The organism is Coleofasciculaceae cyanobacterium (assembly GCA_036703275.1).
GTDB lineage: Bacteria > Cyanobacteriota > Cyanobacteriia > Cyanobacteriales > Xenococcaceae > Waterburya.
This window is the reverse complement of sequence record DATNPK010000089.1, coordinates 181,693-199,874: the sequence shown is the minus strand read 5'-3', so window position 1 is coordinate 199,874 and position 18,182 is coordinate 181,693. Positions and strand designations below refer to the sequence as shown.

The 18,182-nt window shown below is 39.9% G+C and carries 16 protein-coding genes and 1 tRNA gene; 6 read left to right on the top strand and 11 right to left on the bottom strand.

Annotated elements, in window-relative coordinates:
- Positions 1 to 72 precede the first annotated feature (72 nt).
- The 4 genes from V6C71_17495 to V6C71_17480 all read right to left on the bottom strand — a co-directional run bounded on the left by V6C71_17495 (position 73) and on the right by V6C71_17480 (position 5,165).
- Entirely contained in the window at positions 73 to 1,125 is a 1,053-nt protein-coding gene (locus V6C71_17495) for a fatty acid desaturase (GenBank protein HEY9770257.1), read from the bottom strand.
- A gap of 598 nt (positions 1,126 to 1,723) precedes the next feature.
- Positions 1,724 to 3,064, bottom strand: a complete 1,341-nt coding sequence (locus tag V6C71_17490; GenBank protein ID HEY9770256.1) for a TrkH family potassium uptake protein — start codon at positions 3,062 to 3,064, stop codon at positions 1,724 to 1,726.
- 28 nt (positions 3,065 to 3,092) lie between these two features.
- Positions 3,093 to 4,112, bottom strand: coding sequence for a glycosyltransferase (locus tag V6C71_17485; protein ID HEY9770255.1), 1,020 nt, complete (start codon positions 4,110 to 4,112; stop codon positions 3,093 to 3,095).
- Positions 4,113 to 4,271: 159 nt separating this feature from the next.
- The gene (locus V6C71_17480; GenBank protein ID HEY9770254.1) at positions 4,272 to 5,165 is read right to left on the bottom strand and encodes a hypothetical protein; all 894 of its coding nucleotides are present in this window, start codon (positions 5,163 to 5,165) and stop codon (positions 4,272 to 4,274) included.
- 153 nt (positions 5,166 to 5,318) lie between these two features.
- Between V6C71_17480 and V6C71_17475 the strand changes: the two genes are divergently transcribed.
- From V6C71_17475 to V6C71_17465, 3 genes are all read left to right on the top strand, one after another.
- On the top strand, positions 5,319 to 6,161 hold the full coding sequence (locus V6C71_17475; GenBank protein ID HEY9770253.1) for a Crp/Fnr family transcriptional regulator: 843 nt from the start codon (positions 5,319 to 5,321) through the stop codon (positions 6,159 to 6,161).
- Positions 6,162 to 6,354: 193 nt separating this feature from the next.
- Complete coding sequence (gene fba, locus V6C71_17470; GenBank protein ID HEY9770252.1) at positions 6,355 to 7,434, top strand: class II fructose-bisphosphate aldolase; 1,080 nt, start codon at positions 6,355 to 6,357, stop codon at positions 7,432 to 7,434.
- 283 nt (positions 7,435 to 7,717) lie between these two features.
- Positions 7,718 to 7,791: transfer RNA gene (locus V6C71_17465), tRNA-Met, on the top strand.
- Between the two features lie 307 nt (positions 7,792 to 8,098).
- Here the strand turns inward: V6C71_17465 and V6C71_17460 are convergent.
- The 7 genes from V6C71_17460 to V6C71_17430 form a co-directional block, all read right to left on the bottom strand.
- Positions 8,099 to 9,343 carry an MltA domain-containing protein gene (locus tag V6C71_17460; GenBank protein ID HEY9770251.1) on the bottom strand — a complete coding sequence of 415 codons (1,245 nt, stop codon included), beginning with the start codon at positions 9,341 to 9,343 and terminating at the stop codon, positions 8,099 to 8,101.
- An 80-nt stretch (positions 9,344 to 9,423) separates the two neighbouring features.
- Positions 9,424 to 10,422, bottom strand: coding sequence for a protein-methionine-sulfoxide reductase catalytic subunit MsrP (gene msrP, locus V6C71_17455; GenBank protein HEY9770250.1), 999 nt, complete (start codon positions 10,420 to 10,422; stop codon positions 9,424 to 9,426).
- Positions 10,423 to 10,680: 258 nt separating this feature from the next.
- Positions 10,681 to 11,046 carry a hypothetical protein gene (locus V6C71_17450; protein HEY9770249.1) on the bottom strand — a complete coding sequence of 122 codons (366 nt, stop codon included), beginning with the start codon at positions 11,044 to 11,046 and terminating at the stop codon, positions 10,681 to 10,683.
- 34 nt (positions 11,047 to 11,080) lie between these two features.
- The gene (locus V6C71_17445) at positions 11,081 to 11,974 is read right to left on the bottom strand and encodes an ABC transporter permease (GenBank protein HEY9770248.1); all 894 of its coding nucleotides are present in this window, start codon (positions 11,972 to 11,974) and stop codon (positions 11,081 to 11,083) included.
- A 113-nt stretch (positions 11,975 to 12,087) separates the two neighbouring features.
- Positions 12,088 to 13,107 carry an ATP-binding cassette domain-containing protein gene (locus V6C71_17440; protein ID HEY9770247.1) on the bottom strand — a complete coding sequence of 340 codons (1,020 nt, stop codon included), beginning with the start codon at positions 13,105 to 13,107 and terminating at the stop codon, positions 12,088 to 12,090.
- Between the two features lie 643 nt (positions 13,108 to 13,750).
- Positions 13,751 to 14,527: an ABC transporter ATP-binding protein gene (locus tag V6C71_17435; protein HEY9770246.1), complete on the bottom strand. Its 777-nt coding sequence runs from the start codon at positions 14,525 to 14,527 to the stop codon at positions 13,751 to 13,753.
- 15 nt (positions 14,528 to 14,542) lie between these two features.
- Positions 14,543 to 15,349: an ABC transporter permease gene (locus V6C71_17430; protein ID HEY9770245.1), complete on the bottom strand. Its 807-nt coding sequence runs from the start codon at positions 15,347 to 15,349 to the stop codon at positions 14,543 to 14,545.
- Positions 15,350 to 15,643: 294 nt separating this feature from the next.
- Here V6C71_17430 and V6C71_17425 point away from each other — a divergent pair, with 294 nt between their 5' ends.
- The 3 genes from V6C71_17425 (at position 15,644) to chlG (ending at position 18,178) form a co-directional block, all read left to right on the top strand.
- The gene (locus V6C71_17425; GenBank protein HEY9770244.1) at positions 15,644 to 15,838 is read left to right on the top strand and encodes a DUF2862 domain-containing protein; all 195 of its coding nucleotides are present in this window, start codon (positions 15,644 to 15,646) and stop codon (positions 15,836 to 15,838) included.
- 40 nt (positions 15,839 to 15,878) lie between these two features.
- The gene (locus tag V6C71_17420; protein HEY9770243.1) at positions 15,879 to 16,976 is read left to right on the top strand and encodes an ArsA family ATPase; all 1,098 of its coding nucleotides are present in this window, start codon (positions 15,879 to 15,881) and stop codon (positions 16,974 to 16,976) included.
- 203 nt (positions 16,977 to 17,179) lie between these two features.
- Positions 17,180 to 18,178, top strand: coding sequence for a chlorophyll synthase ChlG (chlG, locus tag V6C71_17415; GenBank protein HEY9770242.1), 999 nt, complete (start codon positions 17,180 to 17,182; stop codon positions 18,176 to 18,178).
- Positions 18,179 to 18,182: the final 4 nt, after the last annotated feature.

Below are 18,182 nucleotides of genomic sequence, written 5' to 3'. Positions count from 1 at the left end.
AATAGCTATTAGCTATTGAGCGACGTATCTGAACCTTTGCTTCGAGTGCTAAACTTACTTGGCTACGCAAGTTTAGTTAAATCGACGATATTCTTCAACACTTTGATAGTTGTTTTGCGCTTCGTAAAGATGACAAACTTTAGTTACCTTCTGAACTAACTCCCAGTTAAAAGTACAGTCTTGATAGAGATATTCGCCCCAATTTTCTACCAGACTTTGATGAGCCTGACGCAGATTGTACCAGGGAATAGCTGTAGTTAGGTGATGAGGGATATGCACGTTGATGTCGTGGCAAAGAAATTCCACCCACCCAGGATATTTACAGTTTACCGTACCTGATAGTTGAGCGCGAGCTTCGTTCCACTCTTCCTCTGGTTTGAAAGGAATTTCAGGCATAGTATGATGAAACATAGTAAAGGTACTCATCCAGAAATGGTACACCAGCCAAGGCATCAGCCAAAACTTGATTAAGCCAGCGATTCCAGTAGCAAATAGCAAGGCCGAATAAGCAAAACCGCCACCGATTAAAACTAACAGTACTGAAAAACGAACCTGTTCCCTTTGCTTTCCTGCAAATTTCTGCCAGTTAAAGTGAAGTTTTGCCCAGTGTATAATTGAACCCATCCACCAGAACCAACCGCGCATTCTACGATAGAGCCACTGTAAAGTAGTAGAAGAACGATCAAAAGTTTCGGTCGTAAAAGGAGCCCAGGCGTTGTCTACATCAAGTTTATTCGTGTGCTTGTGATGATAATTATGTAAGATGCGCCAAGCATGATAAGGATACATAAGAGGTAGAGTCATAATGTGTCCTACCAGGTCATTAACCCAGATGCGATTAGAGAAGGAACGATGACCGCAGTCGTGAGCAATGACGAAAAAGCCTTGTAAACCCGTTCCTAAAAATACCCAAGCCAAAGGTAGCAAGTACCATGGAGAAACTGCAACAACCCAATAACCCAAAGCAACACATAAAATATTGATGAATAGTTTGGTCCAAGCTTTGCGGGGATTTTTAACAAAAACTTCTTTAGGTAAGGTATTGATAATGTCTCTGAGCTTAATGCTGTCAGACAATTGTGGAGACTGAGAAGACTTAAAATTCTTTGGGGATACTGCTGTCATAAAATTATTTAGCAAATCAAATATTATTTATTGAGAGTTTTGGACGTTATTGCCGAACAAATTGTTATTCAAGGATGCACAATTATGGTTATAAGAACCTTTCCACACACAAAATATATAGGTAGAAAAGTTACATATTATCTCGATCCTGCTTGAGACTCTGCCACGACTATTGTTAGTGCCTGCAACGAGGTTCACAAAGGGCGCAGCAACCCACCCCTACTACTCCCCCGAATATTCAGGCGAATTAGTATTTCCTCTCGCCAAGACCGTATTTTTCTGCCCAGGAATACTGTCCTAGTAAAGGAACACGCATCAAGACCTGACGAATTCTGCTGTAACCGCGGGCAAAGATTGAATTCTTGACCGCAACAGGCAGTTAGCCCGCGACTATCGCAGAAATACGAAAGAATATGGCTTTTATTTCACAATCCTTAATATTTATATCACAATTATGTCAATTACTTAAAGCATTTGTAATAGGTCACCAATCTTTTTTCGCTGTTGCTGAATCGAGGTATGAAGGTAAATTAATTACCGCTCTAAAGGAGCTAAAGTCCCAAGCGATGCAGCCAGCGGCTGCTAATTTGTGGATTGATTAGCCTACAAGTAAATTTTCTTCTGGATATTGCAGGCTACTAGGACTCGGATCGCCAATAATAGCAGCAATCAAAAGCAGAATATTGACTCTGCCAATATACATTGTAAATACCAGAATTATTTTAGAAGCGACACCAAAACTTGATGTGATGCCAGTTGATAAACCTACCGTTGCATAAGCAGAAATTACCTCAAACAAAATTGGTAAAAAATTAAACTCTGTCTCAATTGAAGCGATCAAAATTGTTATAAATACAATTGATGCTGCTGAACCAAATACTACTGCTACCGCTTTTAAAATTAGGGTACTAGGTACTTCTCTTTGATATAAAACTACTTGGTTTTTTCCTTGCAAAACTGATTTAGTACTGTTGTACATAATTCTGAAGGTTGTTGTTTTGATGCCTCCTCCCGTACCGCTAGGACTAGCACCAATAAACATTAATCCCATGATGATAAACAAACCCGCCGTGGTCATGTCACCTAAGTCAATACTATTAAATCCAGCCGTTCTGGCGACCACAGACTGAAACCAGGCTGCCCATAATTTATCTTTAAAGCTAAAGGGCGCAAGGGTTTCAATATTATTTAATTCTGTGAAGAAAATCGCAACGGTACCAACAATCAACAGCAAAATAGTGGTACTGACTACCACCTTAAAATTGAGTGAAAAGCAAAATCTTTCAGGCTTGCGCTTAATTACATTATTTAAGTATAGATACATTTCGATAATTACCTGATAGCCAATACCGCCAAAAATTATCAAACCAGGAATAACTAAATTAATGATCCAATCAGAACTATAACTAATGAAATTATCAGAAAAAAGACCAAATCCTGCATTGTTCCAAGCACTAATGCTATGAAAAATTGCATACCATAAACCTGGAGACCAACCTAACCGCGGAACAAAAACCAACAGTAGCAAAAAAATTCCCGTAATTTCAAAAATCATGGTGGTGGCAAGAATCGATCGCACTAAATTACTGCTGCCTTGTAAAAAAGGGCGATCAAAAGATTCTTGAATCGCAAACTTTTGTCTAAGATCAAATTTTCTCCCCAAAAGTAAAATTAAGAAAGTAGTGGTCGTCATGTAGCCCAAACCACCTACTTGAACCAAAAATAAGATGGTTAACTGTCCCCAAAAAGAAAAATAGCTGCCCGTATCTACCACTGCTAAACCAGTTACACATACTGCGGAGGCGGAAGTAAACAGAGCCACAATAAAGCTGTTCCCAATTCCCGCATCGGTAACGGTAGTAAAAGGCATCATCAGCAGCAGCGTTCCAATTACAATTAGAGCGAGAAACCCCAGACAAATTGTACGAGCAATAGTCATAGCAAAATATACAGTTACTGATTAGCGATCATGAATAATGAATCGTTGTTTGGTTAATTGGGCTAGTGTTCTTACACATCCACTGAACCAGCTCTTGCCATTCTTTTGAGCTGGTCAAATCATTAACGTTGAAATTAACTCCCCAATTGCGCGCAAATTCAGCAAAACTTTCGATCCAGGTTATTAAAGTTTCGCTCCCAGAACTAGTACGGTAATCCCAAGCCTGTTGGAGATACTCAATCATTTCTGCCTGATGTTTTGTGTAATAAAGATACCAAGCAATCCAAACTAATGTACCATGACGTACAGATTGCTCCATTAATCTAATTTCTGGTGGTAAGTTTGGTTGATTAAAAAAGTCATCAGTAACTGCTAACAAAGAACGAGCCTGAGGCAACCCCTTTTGCATCGCACTTGATTCATGCTGACGGTAGCAAACTGTTATTTCCCGTAGCCAAGCTGTTTTACATCCTTTCAAAGCTAGTTTTAAGACCAAATTAGTATCTTCAGCAGGAGGAAAACGAGAATCGAATCCGCCAACATACTGCAACCATTCTCGACGAAACATCATGGCACTGGGTAAAACAGGCTTCCAACGTAGCCAGGTTTCTAGATTTAGTTCGGGAATTTGCTCCCAAGGACATACATCTAATAGTTTGTTGCCGCGCTCGTCTACTCGCTGCCAACCGCTATGAACCATACCTAAATCGGGACGCTTGAGTAAAATTTCTGCTTGGCGAGCTAATTTTCCCGGTAAAAAATAATCGTCAGCATCTAAAAAGGCAATTAAATTAGCTTTGGCTTCTGCTATGCCATGATTGCGAGCTGCTGCTACACCTGAATTATTTTGTTTAAGATAGCGAATGCGATCGCTATATGGCTCTAATACTTGCTCTGTCGAGTCAGTTGAACCATCATCAATAACAATTATTTCGTAGGTACATTCTTCTTGTTGCAGTACGCTTTCAACCGCTTGGACAATATAGCGATCGCAATTATAAGTGGGAATAATTACGCCAACATTGGGTTCGGCATTGGCATCCATCATTGAGGTTTTAATCGTTAGTTACTCACTTTAATTGCTGGTCTATTTTAACTTTAATCTTAGATAAGTAATAAGTAATAAATTTTTAGCGGTAACGCTTGAGTTTTTGCTTTCTCTCGACGAGTCGCCAAATCGTTAACTGCTTAGATTAACATTTAACCTTCAAAGCGTCTTCGGTGCTGCTACCTTAAGTTTTTCCACCAGTATTTTTTGCAGCCAATATTGAACTAAAGCGATTAATCCCAGACGCGCGATCGCTTTTTGAGGACATCGCTGCTTCACCTCTCCTAAAAAACGGCAATCAGCCAAAAAAATTGCCGTGTCGCAACTCAAGTTCCAAGATAACTTGAGCCAATCGTTTGAATTACTGGCAAAAGAGTCTGTTACCGATAGCAGCCGACAAAGTAAATTGTGTTCTGATAATTTGCTAAACCATAAATTATGTTCCTCATCTGCCCATGAGATTAACTGTGGCTCGACGATCTGCCAGCCGATGTAGTCGAAGTTATCCTGTATGGCGATCGCTTTTTCCCTTGCCCCCAGCTGTAACAAACTACAGCAGCGAGCATGAATATACTGCATCACAAATAGCTTGTCTAAAGTCCGACTGCCAGCATCAAGCAAAATACCCGCAGTTGCTGAGTAGCTTCGAGCCGTAGTTTGGTTAGTAATTACTAATTGCGATCGCTCTAGCCAACCTGCTATTGCCTCCGAGTCTAAGTAAAAGTTAATCCAACCCGATGAGACTATTTCTATTAGCAAATCCAACTCTGATTCAGCAGCAATATTATCTGGTTTTACAGTAAGTAAATGTCCTAATTGCTCGACAATTATTGATGGTGACATTTGCAGAGCTGAAGCCAGACACAAACCAATTGGGCAGCTATAAACAATCGGCGCAAATTTCGCATTAGACAAAATTTGCTCAGTCTTGATTTCGGTAGATAAATGTCTCAGTTCAAAGATTGAAAGAACGATTTTACGTTCAAGGGTAGCAGCCATCAACCCAAGATCGATTTGTCTATTTAATTCTTGTTGATATAAATTGAGGCTCATCAGTAACCGTTTTTTTAATAAATTCTTTACGAAAATAGCTGGTTTTTCTTGATTAAGTCGTAGTTTAAAAAACTTATGTGAAATAGTATTTTTTGATACATTGCTATCCATGTAGAATCAAATATGCGTCGATCTATTATTTTGCTTGTCACTATGCAATTTTCCGAAAACTCGCCCGAGGAATGTAGCCCAACTTTTACCTGGCAAAATATTATTGACTGGGGGCAAATTCATTACCGCGATCGCATTTTTCGCAAAGATGAACAAATTCCTACGCGTCCTCAGCTAATTTATTTAGTCAATCAAGGAGCGGTACGCTTAGTAAGCCAGAGCCAAAATCAAGCCGAAAGTCAGAAATTATCTCGCTCCCCCCTGACGGAACTGGGCCATCCTAGCAGGCAGAATCAGCCTAAAGGACAGCGCGATCGCGCATCGCGTACTTCGCTACGAGATGAAACGACGGAAACGACACGAACCGTTGGTCATTTTAGCGAATCAGAAAAATTGGAATTAGATCGACTAGAGGAGTCATTTTTAGGTTTTGTCGGAGCAGAAAAGCCTTTTGAAATTGTCGCCCAATCTTCATTTAGCGTTAATGCCTATGCTCATGTTGATCGAACTCAGGTAGTTTGGCTATATTGGCAAGATTTGGAAAATTGGCCAAATTTTCGTCAACAGCTATACGAAGCTTTCCGCTATCAGCATCAAAGAAAGTTACTGTGGCTTAGTGCTTTAGGACAAAGAAAAACCATAGATCGCCTAACTAGCTTTCTGACTTTATTAGTAGAAGAATATGGTATTGCTCAGGGGCAAAATTGCTGTTTACCCTATAGTTTAACCCATGCCCAAATTGGCAGTGCGATCGGCTCTACCAGAGTTACTGTTACTAGACTAATGGGTAAGCTCCGTCGCCAGGGAATAATCTCGATCGAAGAGGATAACTCGATTTGCGTTAATAATATTTATCTGGCTGGGGTAAATCAATCAAAAAAATAGCTAATCTCTAAAATTTATAATTTTTCGCCAAGCAAGATCGAGCCAAAAATATAATTAAAACCGATTTTATTTAGAGCAATTTACAAATTAGATTCGTCTAGATGTAAAAAATATCTTAAGATTGACAAGTAAGAAGTTTAACTTTCTTAAAAACTTACTATTTTACAAAAATATAAATTTAGGGAGAATATATATGGCGCTCGTCCCAATGCGTTTGCTTTTAGAACACGCTGCTGAAAATAGTTATGGTATTCCTGCGTATAACGTTAACAATATGGAGCAGATTATCTCCATTATGGATGCTGCTAACGAAGCTGACAGCCCTGTTATCTTACAAGCTTCTCGTGGCGCACGCAAATATGCAGGAGAAAATTTTCTGCGTCACCTAGTATTAGCCGCAGCAGAAAGCTATCCTCATCTTCCGATCGCAATGCACCAGGATCATGGAAATAGCCCTGCGACTTGCTACTCGGCAATTCGCAATGGTTTTACTAGCGTCATGATGGATGGCTCTTTAGAAGCAGATGCGAAAACTCCTGCTAGCTTTGAATATAACGTTAACGTAACAGCAGAAGTAGTTAAAGTAGCTCACTCTGTTGGTGCTAGTGTTGAAGGTGAACTTGGTTGTCTAGGTTCTCTAGAAACTGGTCAGGGTGAAGCAGAAGATGGTCATGGTTTTGAAGGTAGTCTTAGTAAAGAGCAACTATTGACTGACCCCGATGAAGCAGTTGAATTTGTCGAACGTACTCAAGTAGACGCTTTGGCTGTAGCGATTGGAACAAGCCACGGTGCTTACAAGTTTACTCGCAAACCTACTGGCGAAATTTTAGCTATTAGCAGAATTGAAGAAATTAACCGTCGTCTACCTAACGTTCACTTGGTAATGCACGGTTCATCTTCTGTACCCCAAGAGTGGATTGATATCATTAACGCCAACGGTGGTAAAATTCCTGAAACTTATGGTGTACCCGTAGAAGAAATTCAAAAAGGTATTAAGAGTGGTGTGCGTAAAGTTAACATCGATACTGACAACCGCTTGGCAATTACTGCTGCTATTCGCGAAGCGGCTTTTAAAGATCCTTCTAATTTTGACCCTCGCCACTTCCTCAAGCCTTCTATTGAATACATGAAAAAAGTATGTCTCAGACGTTATGAAGCTTTTGGCACTGCTGGTAACGCTAGCAAAATCAAGCAGGTTTCTCTAGACGATTATGCTGCTAAATACGCTAAAGGTGAATTGTCTACTAGCTCTAAAACAACTGTTTCTGTATAAACTTGTTTCTGTTTTGTTGGGTTAACAAATAAAATAAATTCAGCAATGAGTGGTTGTTTCAACTGCTCATTTTTTTATAGCCTTCTTTCTTTTTCTTTTTAATTACTTATTACCTATTACTTGCGCCCAATTTCCTAATTTCTCGTGCTAAATTAGATGGCAAGTAGTAATTAAAATTACAAAATTGTAGTTTGGGTTCTATATGCCTAACTGGTGCGCCTACTTGTAGGATATAATAGTATAAATACATACCACCGAGTACTTAATCACTATCTCAGCGTTTGATTAGCTCAGTAGGTAGAGAGCGCTCGACTCATAATCGATGTGTAATAGGTTCGATTCCTATACTTTTCACCAGATACCCACGCCTTGGGTAAAAGGCACTTTGTTAGGGACAAAGCAACTCGATAATCAAATCGAAACATTTGATTGTCAAAATCCAATTAATTTTTGTAATTTCTCTGTCATACGTGCGTTTTTTAACAGTTACGAAGCCAGAGCAATATCTCTCCCTAACTTGTGTTTGTCCTTTTGGGAAGATGTTCCGCAGTTGAAAATAATGATCTCTAGAGTTGTAGAAAATCATTAACTTGTAGCCATTGTAAAGTTTAAAATAAAGCTAAAATTTCGGCATTTTTCTGCCACAGCGCGATCGCGTCTCATTCTACTTGAGCAACAAATAGAATAAATTACCACTACAATTAAGTAGTCCTGCTCTTGCTCCAGCAACCTCTCCACTCCCCAAGAAAAGATCGACTCTGCCTGCACCTTTAATGGCGCTTCCTGTATCCTGATCTAAGACATAGCGACTGACTACTTTTACTTGAGAATCAATTTCGCCTGTTGTCTCGACATCGGGAATAGAAGCAACAATCAAAGCTAATGCACCAGGGGGCATGATCGATTTATCCGTAGCAATCGAGCGATCGCCTGTAACGGGAACACCCAAACTACCAGTGGGCGGTTTACCAGCGGTTTCGCGGAAGAAAATAAATCGGTTGTTGCGAGTCAGATACTTGTCTAACTGTTGAGGATTGACTACAAAATAGTTTAGTAGTTTCGGTAAGCTCAATTCTTCTGGCTCAAACACACCATCTTTTACTAGTTCACCACCAATACTGACATAAGGATAATTAGTTGTACCATCGTAGCCTACGGTCATCGTTGTACCATCAGTCATTTTTAGCCTAGCTGACCCCTGTACCTGAACTAAAAAAGCTTCTAAGCGATCGCTTAACCAAACCAGCTGATGACCCTTTAAAATGCTTTTATTGCCATTTAAACCATCATTACCTTCTAACTGAGCGCGGGTAGGATGAGGATGTGACCAACGATTAAAGCTAGCTGGTTTACGATACAGAGGATAGCGGTATTGGGCAGTACGAACCCGACTAGCCCTGTAGGTCGGTTCAAAGTAACCCGTAAACTCCACTTTGCCTTGTCCATCTTTGCCTACAGATTGATAAAAGGCAAATTCTTGTTTAACCGCTTGTTCTAATGCTGCGGGAGACTCAGTAGTTAATAACAACTCTTTGAATCGTAGAAGCGATCGCTTAACCCGCTTTAAATTAAATTCAGTACTAGCTTGTTGATGATAGCTTTCAACTGCCTTTGGCGTAATTAAATAATCAAGACTATAATCTACCGCCTTTAGTAAAGCCTGACGTTGAGACTCGTCCCAACCTGAGGTTTTGATTGGTTTAAGCGCAGGACAGTTAGGATCGCTCTGCCAGTGACATAAAGTACGTTTTTCTAAATCAGCCTGGTTGTCGCCCAATCGATCATCTAAGCCAACATATTTGAGTTTTTCTGGTGAAATTTGGCGCAGGGGAACAGCAGCTACTTGCCCCCAAGAGTTAACGGCGACCATACCTAAACTCAAACCCAAGATCAAAATTGATTTTTTCATGGCTGTCTTTTTTTTAGAGGTTTAGGGAAAATATTTTAAAAGCTATCCTAACCTCACAATTGTCTAAAGCCAAACCAATTTTAGGCGTACAAATTAGCTACGTAATCTCCATAACCGTTATAGGGCAAAGTTTCCTTGATTTCCCAAGATAAGCCAGGGCCACTACTAATAAACTTCTCTGTAGCTTGTGACCATCTCGGATGAGGTACATTAGGTTCAACGTTAGCTTCAAACTTATACTCATTGGGAGCGAGAGTATTCCAATAGGTAGCTGGTTGTTCTGCCAAGAATTCGATTTTGACAATCGATTTTGCACCCTTAAAACCATATTTCCAAGGAGTCACCATCCGCAGAGGTGCGCCATGTTGCTTGGGCAAATCATGACCGTATATCCCTACAGCGAAGAAAGCCAAATCGTTAGCCATCTCTTCAATTCTTAATCCTTCAGTGTAAGGCCAAGGTAGTGAACCACCAAGATGAAAATTAGGTCCTGTAGTAATTTCAGGGTCGTAAAAAGAGGTAAAGCTAACATATTTAGCCTTAGTAGTTGGTTCAACGTCTTGCAGCAGGGCATTCATGGGAAAACCGATCCAGGGTAATACCATTGACCAAGCTTCTACACAGCGAAATCGATATATTCTCTCTTCTAAAGGAAACTTTTGTTTTAAATCGTCTAGATCGTAAGTACGGGGGTTTTTTACTAACCCAGCAACTTCCACTTTCCAGTTTTCTGTAGGTAACTTCTGCGCGTCTAACCAAATTCTTTTCGTACCGCCATACTCATAGAAATTGTTGTATTGGGCTGCAACTTTTTCGTCGGCAATAGGGCGACCTACCTTACGAAAATTGGAATTTTGGCTAAATGAGTCTATTTCTGGCAAATTAATACTTTTTTCTAATTCCGTCTGTGAGGCAGATTTGCCTATTCCCGAACGACATCCAGCCAAAGGTAATAAATTAGCACCTATACCTGCACCAATCAGAGTTTTAATAAAGCTACGGCGACTGTAATAAAGTCTGGAAGGAGTAATCTGATTTTCTGATATTGACCACGATTCTGGAATACGAATTAATGTCATTAAAAATAAATCATAAATTGTTTTAACGAAAAGCAAAGCTGATTAATTGTCAACAAATATTATAGATATCTTATGACAATATGAGTATGAGGAAATCAAAAAAGAGCAGGAGATAAACCAGACAATTATTGAGGTTTTAGATTAAAAGTAGATGCCGTTAATCCAACCATAATTACGCTCGCCTTAATTTTAATCATAAAAAGACAGGTTCGGCGATCGCCAAACCATCCTAATAAATAATTAAATAGCTGCTATACTCTATTGTTCTATTTGCCTTGTTTCTCTTTCTGCTGGTTCTGTAGTTGTTGTCGATTGTTGTTCTAAAAGCCTCTGTTGCTGAAGCCGCTTAAAATCAGAGACTGAATTATTGAGCTGCACTTGAGACTCTTGATTAAACTCGGCGGTGCTACGTCCATTCAATTGTTGGGCGCGGTGCATCAAATCTAAAGGATTTAATCCCCCAGGTGCATCGCCATAAAGGGAATCTTTTTCGTTGGATTGATAACCCTGTTCGTCAGTTCGAGACTGAGCAACAGCAGATGAATACAATCCTGCCATTAAAGTCAAAGCCATACCCAAAGATAAACTTAGACTAAGTTGGTTGCGTCGATTATTCTTAAACATAGTTACACCTCAAAATAAAAATTAAAGTTACTTTTTAGGCAAAACGGCGACGTAATAGTGGCTGAATTGTCAGTAAGACTAAAGCATCGAAAGCCAGTAATACTAAGATAACAGCACCAAAACTAAAACCAAACCAGGGAGTATTAAACACGATACTATTAATTGCCCAATCTCCATGACCATAGATATAGCGAATTGGTTCGATCGCATAGGTTAAAGGATTAAGACTAGCAATTACCTGTAGCCATCCGGCCATAAAGCTAAGCGGTGCCAGGGCAGTACTAGCAAATAGCAGAGGCAGGTTAGTCACAAAAATTACCGCAATTAGTTCAATATGACCAGGTAAGGCAAAAGCCAAGCCTAGACTTAAGGCGGTAACTCCTAAAACAATTAAAAAGACAATTAAAGCGATCGCGCTTATGCCAATAATTCCTGGTAATCCTGCTCCTAAAATAGCACTAGCCAAGACAATCACTGCGGTTTGAATAAAGCTCAAAGCAATAATATAAATTGTCGAAGCTGCGACAATTGAGTAGCGAGATGATAATGGCGCAACTAGTAAACGGTTCAAAAAACCAAATTCACGGTCAAACATTACGGGTAGTCCTGCATTTAAAGCCCCAGAAAAAGCTGCAAATACAATCAAGCCTGGTGCCAGAAATTTGGCGTAGCTTAAATCGTTACCAAATAAATTGGCTGGTGCTTTGCTAAACAGTGCGCCAAAAAGAATTAGCCACATAAATGGCTGAATTACTCCCGCAACCAAAGTCGAAGGACGACGTTGCAGTTGAATAAATAGACGTTGAGTAAGGGCTAATGTTTCTTGAATAAAATCACTCAAGGAACTGCTTTGCTCGTTGTGTCTGCTAATACTAGGATTAGGGGCTAATGCAGATTTAATTTTGCCACTGGAAATAGACTGACTCATAATTTTTTTACAATGATAAACTTTGGGAAAAAAACTTGTCTTTAAAGCTGATAGCTACCAAAAGACCAATTTAAAGATATTTTTGAAAATATTGCCGCTCTAATAAACAACGGTTATTTCATTTGCTGTTTTTTCTCTTTTTTGAGATCTCTGGTGCTAGCTGCTGCTAATTGTGCATCCATAATGGTTTGCCCTGTTGCTGCCAGATATACATCATCAAGGCTTGGACGAGACTGCGCTAGACTAAAGGTAGGTAGCTCGACTTCTGCCAAGGACTGCTCAATTTGACTGAGTGAACTCTGACCAGATTTGACAATTAAGTTAAGGGAATTGCCCTGAACAGAGTTAATAATTACTTCTTCGACAAAAGGTAAAGATTCTAAAATATGTTTGGCTTTATCTGCTTCGACCTCTGAGGTGAATTCTCGAATCCTTAAAGTTACCCGATCGCCCCCCAGCTTGTCTTTCAATTGCGATGGTGTTCCCTCATCAATTACTACTCCTCGATCGATAATTGCCAGGCGATCGGCTAGAGCATCAATTTCTTCTAGGTAATGGCTGGTAATCAGTACAGTTGTCCCTGCGGCTTGCAACTCTCGTAAAAACTTCCACACTACCATACGGCTTTCGATATCTAGACCAACAGTAGGCTCGTCTAAAACTAATACCTCAGGCTGATGTAGTAATCCTGCTGCTAAATCTAGACGTTTACGAATTCCCCCAGAATACGTGCCTGTTTTCTTATCCGCATATTCCTGGAGTCCTAACACTTCGATTAGCTGCTCTGTGCGATCGCTAATTGTTGATTTAGGTAGATGATATAGTGCTGCCTGTAGCTTCAATAATTCTCTTCCCGTCAATACCTTATCAATCGCTACTTCCTGAGCCACATAACCTAGCCTTTGCCGTACCGCTTTCGGCGATGCGATCGCGCTAATTCCCCCTACCTCAATTTTGCCATTGTCAGGTTTAGCAAGTGTACACAAACAGCGAATAATGGTGGTTTTGCCCGCACCGTTTGGGCCTAATAGACCGAAGATCTCGCCTGGCTCAACTGTAAAAGAAATATCTTTTACCGCTTGGATATCGCCATAGCTTTTTTGTAGGTTTTCGATTAAAACGGCAGCAGCCATACTATCTAAAAAATGTTTTGTCTATTTTGTCTATATTTTATACATTTATTGTAATAGTTCAGCCTGAGTATAGATCTTAAGTGTTTGCTAAATTAGAGACTAGAGTCCCTAAATTTAGTATTTTCTAGTACGGCTAAAAGCAATTTATAACGATCTGCTTAAGAAGAAGCAATTTTTTTTTAGCGATATTCCTCAAATGATTGTTTAAATGTAGAGGGTGGAGGGTTTGAATGGAGTTGAGTTAAATACTCGACATCTAGAAAAACATGGCAAATCCGCCGAGTACTACTACAGCCAAACCGATTAAAATCCCTCGGACGGCAAACTTTACGTTACCGACTCTGGTATTCAGTTGTTCTGTTTTGACATCTAAAGCTTTAACATCGCCTTTGATTTCAGCTTGAGCTATTGCTAACTTGTCGATTTTTTCGTCTAGTTTGTCTAATTTGTCATTAAATTTAGTCTCTAGCTTGTCTAATTTGCCGTCTAGCTTATTTAATATCTGAGCTAGATTAGTTTGAATTGGTTGGGTTGTCCATTGCTAAAATTTAATTAAATTTAGAAAAAGCATCCCCTCCACCGGCAAGTTAGAGAAATGCTTTGATTTTATCTTTTAGATTAAACTGTTTGGGTTTGCTGATAGTTAACCCGAAGTCATTACTGACTGAGGAATTTCTGCATCTGGAGCAACGCATCTTAAGTATTCATCTACTACATTATCGGCTGCCCCAATCATTTTGATTCGTCCCTGCTCCATCCAGATAGTTTTGTGGCAATTTTTGCGAATTAATTCCATCGAGTGAGAAACGAGCAGCACCGTAACATGATCTTGCCAAAACTCTTCCATTTTCTGGCTACACTTATTTTTAAAGCTGACATCTCCTACGGATAACACTTCATCCAGAATCAGAATGTCTGGTTTTACGTCGGTAGCGATCGCAAATCCTAAACGGGCAGTCATCCCTGAAGACAATCCCTTGACAGGCACCAGGGCATAATTTTCTAATTCAGCAAATTCTAAGATAAATTTAGCTCTGGCCTTCATTTCTGCTTGAGAATAGCCCAGCATTACTCCGTAAAGAATAATATTATCTATAACCGCTAGTTCAGTGTCAAACCCAGCGCCAAGCTCGATTAAAGGGGCAATTTTTCCCTTAACTCTGACTGTGCCAGAAGTAGGCTGGAGAATACCTGAAATTATCTTAAGCATGGTAGATTTGCCCGAACCATTAGCGCCAATAATGCCAATCTTCTCCCCACGCTCAATAGTAAGATTAACGTTATCTAAAACAATTTTTTTGGCAGGATGATGATATTTACCTTCTAAGAAAGAAAGCAAAGTTCTTTTAAGATCGTAAGAGAACTCCTCTTGAGTTCTGCGCCATAAAGACACTTGATCTAATCTAATCGATTCTTGCATTATTTAATTTATTTTCTATAGTAAATCCATAAATTGAGAACGCCAATTTGAAAAAGCAACCGTCCCAATTACTAGAACTATTACACCACTACTTAAACTGTGAGCAATCAAAGTCAAGTCGGGTACATCTCCTGACAGAGAAATCTGACGAATACTTTCAATAATGGGTAAGATCGGATTGAAAACTAAAAATCGGCTGACAGCTTCAGGAACAATATCAACTGGATAAAAAATTGGTGAGCTAATCCACAATAAAAAGGTCAGTAACTCATAAAAATAGGATAAGTCACGGAAAAATACATAGAGCGCACTCATCAGCATGCCAATTCCCGTGCAAACCAAAATTAGACCTGTTATGGGTAACAGTAAAGCAGCTACATTAATCAGACTTTTAGAAATAATTAGGGTGATTACAACTAGTAAAGGGAAAGCGCCCATTAGTAATTGAAAAATGTTAGCCCCAATAGTAGACAGGGGAAAAACAAATAATGGTAAGCGAATCTTATTAACTATTGAGCCATTTTCTACTACGCTGGCAAGTGCTTGAGCCGTGGAAGCAGAAAAGAAATTGATTACTATTAGACCAGTAAAGGCAGCTAAAACGTAATTAAGAGCGGAGTTGTTATAGTACTGGGCAAAAGTAGTACCAAAAATTGCCGTATACAATGCCGTCATTACCAAAGGATTTAATAAAGACCAGTAGATACCTAAAAAAGAGCCGCGATATCTTCTTTTTAGGTTACGCCTAATCAAAACAATTAATAATTCGCGATACCAGGATAATTGGTGATTTCGCAGATTTTTGGGAATAGATGTCACCATATAGTGATTATTTTACGAGTTTTACCTATGGGACGTATTGTAGTCAATCAAAGCAAAAAAAATGAGCATGAGTTTTGTTGCTTTGATTGATTTAGACAGTAACTATAAACTCAATTACTGGTAGATGGCAATATCTCTAAGGCGATCGCCCAGAAGCTATGACTTAGATAATTAAGGTTCAGCAGCTCGCTTTTCAGGCAAGTCGCATCAGCGACTATTTCCTTGCTTTAAAGAAGGGAGATTTTGCTTTAAACTGTGAGATGGCTCATTATAATTCAGAATAAATTGACAGCAATGGAAATCGGGCAAAAAGTAAAAGTTTATCGCCTTAGAGATCGAGTAAATAGAAACGTTGCCGGAACGTTAGGTAAAGTAGGCATTATTAAAGAATATAAAATGACTGACGGCAGTGGGGTTGGCGTAGTTGTTCAATTTGACGATCGCCGCTCTACTTGGTTTTTTGAAGATGAAATTAAGCCCGTAAACTAGTCATAATAAATTAAATCTATAACCGATTAAATTTTTAAATATGTCATCGATCGTCACCTTTTTGGGTAAAGGCGGTACGGGTCGCACCATTAGCGCGATCGCAACTGCTAAAAAGCTAGCTAAAGAAGGCAAAAAAGTTCTCTTGCTCGCTCAGGATTCTAGTCCTGCTTTTGGTATGGCATTAGGAACAACTCCTACTACTGAACCGCAAGAGATTAGCGCTAATTTTGCCGCCATGCAATTAAATTCTGCTGTCTTACTAGAAAATAGCTGGGAACAGGTTAAGCAACTAGAAGCCCAATACTTGCGATCGCCAATTCTTAAAAAGGTATATGGTCAAGAGTTGGGTATTTTGCCAGGAATGGATCGAGCATTAGCTCTCAATAAAATCCGCGAATATTATCAAAGCGATCGATACGACGTAATTATCTATGATGGTACGGGGGGAATCGACACCCTTAGAATGTTGGGAATGCCAGAAATATTAAGCTGGTATTTCCGTCGCTTCCGAGGCATCTTTGCCGAATCTGATATTGTGAAAACTCTTTCTCCTTTTGTTCAGCCAATAACCAGTGCGGTACTAAATACATCATGGACAGCGAACGACATTCAAGGAAATACTAATAACCCTGCAACTCAGATGCTAGAAGAAGGAACAGCAGCCTTGAGCAAGGGAAACGTTATTGCCTATCTGGTAACTACTCCAGACCCCGCAGCAGTAGCAACAGCAAAGTATCTCTGGGGCAGCGCCCAACAAGTTAATTTAGGTGTGGCTGGAGTTTTAGTCACTCAAGCAGAGACTATAGACTCGATAACGACTGAATTTGCTCCTTTGAAAGTTATTTCTTTGCCTCAATACGACGGTAGCAACTGGCAGCCTCTAGTTGATGGACTACCTGCTATGGTGGAGAGCGTCGATATACCTCAAGCAACGGAATTCATCATATCAGAGCGCAAAATTAAAGTTTTTCTCCCAGGACTTGACAAAAAAGATGTCAAGCTGACTCAATATGGTCCTGAAATTACCATTGAGGCTGGAGATCAAAGACGCAATATTACCCTGCCTCCTGCTTGGCGTGGTAATTCTGTGACAGGTGCAAAATTTGCTAATGGTTACTTGGAAGTAACGGTAGGATAGGTAAGCAGGAGTAATAAGTTAAACGCCCTTCTTGTCTATGGGTAATTTTTAGCTAAAAGCTAAGCGCGAAGTTGCGTTGCGGGTCTGTGACCCGTTGAGCCCTAAAGGACTAGCTGCGCGTCGCAAACTTCGTAAGAAGAGCTAAAAGCTAAAAAACGTTTAAGATTAACTAAGCTGATTCACACCAAGCGTTTAATATCACCATGTCTGATATCACAACTAATCCAGATAATTTAGATAAACCAGAAAACTCAGGCAATTCTAAAACCCGTCAACTACTGGGGATGAAGGGTGCAGCATCGGGAGAAACTTCTCTCTGGAAAATACGATTGCAGTTAATGAAGCCGATTACCTGGATTCCGCTGATTTGGGGTGTAATTTGTGGTGCAGCTTCTTCAGGCAACTATACCTGGACGTTGGGAAATGTCTTACTAGCAGCAGCCTGTATGTTGCTTTCAGGCCCTTTAATGACTGGTTATACTCAAACCGTCAACGAACTGTACGATCGCGAAATTGACGCGATTAACGAACCCTACCGTCCGATACCTTCTGGGGCAATTTCTCTACCACAGGTCAAGATCCAGATTTTTGTTTTGCTGATTGCAGGGTTGGCATTGGCTTATACTTTGGACGTAGCAGTGGGTCATGATTTCCCGACTATTTTGTGTATTGCGTTAGGGGGTGCTTTTGTAGCATATATTTACTCTGCACCGCCGTTAAAACTAAAGCAAAATGGTTGGTTGGGTACTTATGCTTTGGGTTCTAGTTACATCGCCTTACCTTGGTGGACTGGTCATGCTTTGTTTGGCGACTTGAACTGGACGATCGCCATTTTAACCTTAATCTATAGCTGTGCTGGGTTAGGAATTGCTATTGTTAACGACTTTAAAAGTGTAGAAGGCGATCGCGCTTTGGGTTTAAAATCCCTCCCTGTAATGTTTGGCGTGACTACTGCTGCTTGGATTTGTGTTATTGCGATCGATGTTTTCCAAATTGGAATCAGCGGTTATTTAGTAGCAATTCATGAGAATCTCTACGCTACTATTGTTTTTCTGTTAGTTCTTCCTCAAATTGTGTTTCAGGATATGTATTTTCTCCGCGATCCTTTGGAAAACGATGTGAAGTATCAAGCCAGCGCACAGCCGTTTTTAGTATTCGGAATGCTCTTTACAGGTATTGCTTTGGGACACGCAGGAATTTGAGCAA

Bases quoted from the DNA above. Each gene is read 5' to 3' on its own strand.
- V6C71_17495 (HEY9770257.1), bottom strand. From the start codon at position 1,125: ATGACAGCAGTATCCCCAAAGAATTTTAAGTCTTCTCAGTCTCCACAA.
- V6C71_17425 (HEY9770244.1), top strand. From the start codon at position 15,644: ATGGAAATCGGGCAAAAAGTAAAAGTTTATCGCCTTAGAGATCGAGTA.
- V6C71_17420 (HEY9770243.1), top strand. From the start codon at position 15,879: ATGTCATCGATCGTCACCTTTTTGGGTAAAGGCGGTACGGGTCGCACC.
- V6C71_17485 (HEY9770255.1), bottom strand. From the start codon at position 4,112: ATGATGGATGCCAATGCCGAACCCAATGTTGGCGTAATTATTCCCACT.
- msrP (HEY9770250.1), bottom strand. From the start codon at position 10,422: ATGACATTAATTCGTATTCCAGAATCGTGGTCAATATCAGAAAATCAG.
- V6C71_17435 (HEY9770246.1), bottom strand. From the start codon at position 14,527: ATGCAAGAATCGATTAGATTAGATCAAGTGTCTTTATGGCGCAGAACT.
- V6C71_17490 (HEY9770256.1), bottom strand. From the start codon at position 3,064: ATGACTATTGCTCGTACAATTTGTCTGGGGTTTCTCGCTCTAATTGTA.
- V6C71_17475 (HEY9770253.1), top strand. From the start codon at position 5,319: ATGCAATTTTCCGAAAACTCGCCCGAGGAATGTAGCCCAACTTTTACC.
- chlG (HEY9770242.1), top strand. From the start codon at position 17,180: ATGTCTGATATCACAACTAATCCAGATAATTTAGATAAACCAGAAAAC.
- V6C71_17440 (HEY9770247.1), bottom strand. From the start codon at position 13,107: ATGGCTGCTGCCGTTTTAATCGAAAACCTACAAAAAAGCTATGGCGAT.
- V6C71_17460 (HEY9770251.1), bottom strand. From the start codon at position 9,343: ATGAAAAAATCAATTTTGATCTTGGGTTTGAGTTTAGGTATGGTCGCC.
- fba (HEY9770252.1), top strand. From the start codon at position 6,355: ATGGCGCTCGTCCCAATGCGTTTGCTTTTAGAACACGCTGCTGAAAAT.
- V6C71_17445 (HEY9770248.1), bottom strand. From the start codon at position 11,974: ATGAGTCAGTCTATTTCCAGTGGCAAAATTAAATCTGCATTAGCCCCT.
- V6C71_17450 (HEY9770249.1), bottom strand. From the start codon at position 11,046: ATGTTTAAGAATAATCGACGCAACCAACTTAGTCTAAGTTTATCTTTG.
- V6C71_17430 (HEY9770245.1), bottom strand. From the start codon at position 15,349: ATGGTGACATCTATTCCCAAAAATCTGCGAAATCACCAATTATCCTGG.
- V6C71_17480 (HEY9770254.1), bottom strand. From the start codon at position 5,165: ATGAGCCTCAATTTATATCAACAAGAATTAAATAGACAAATCGATCTT.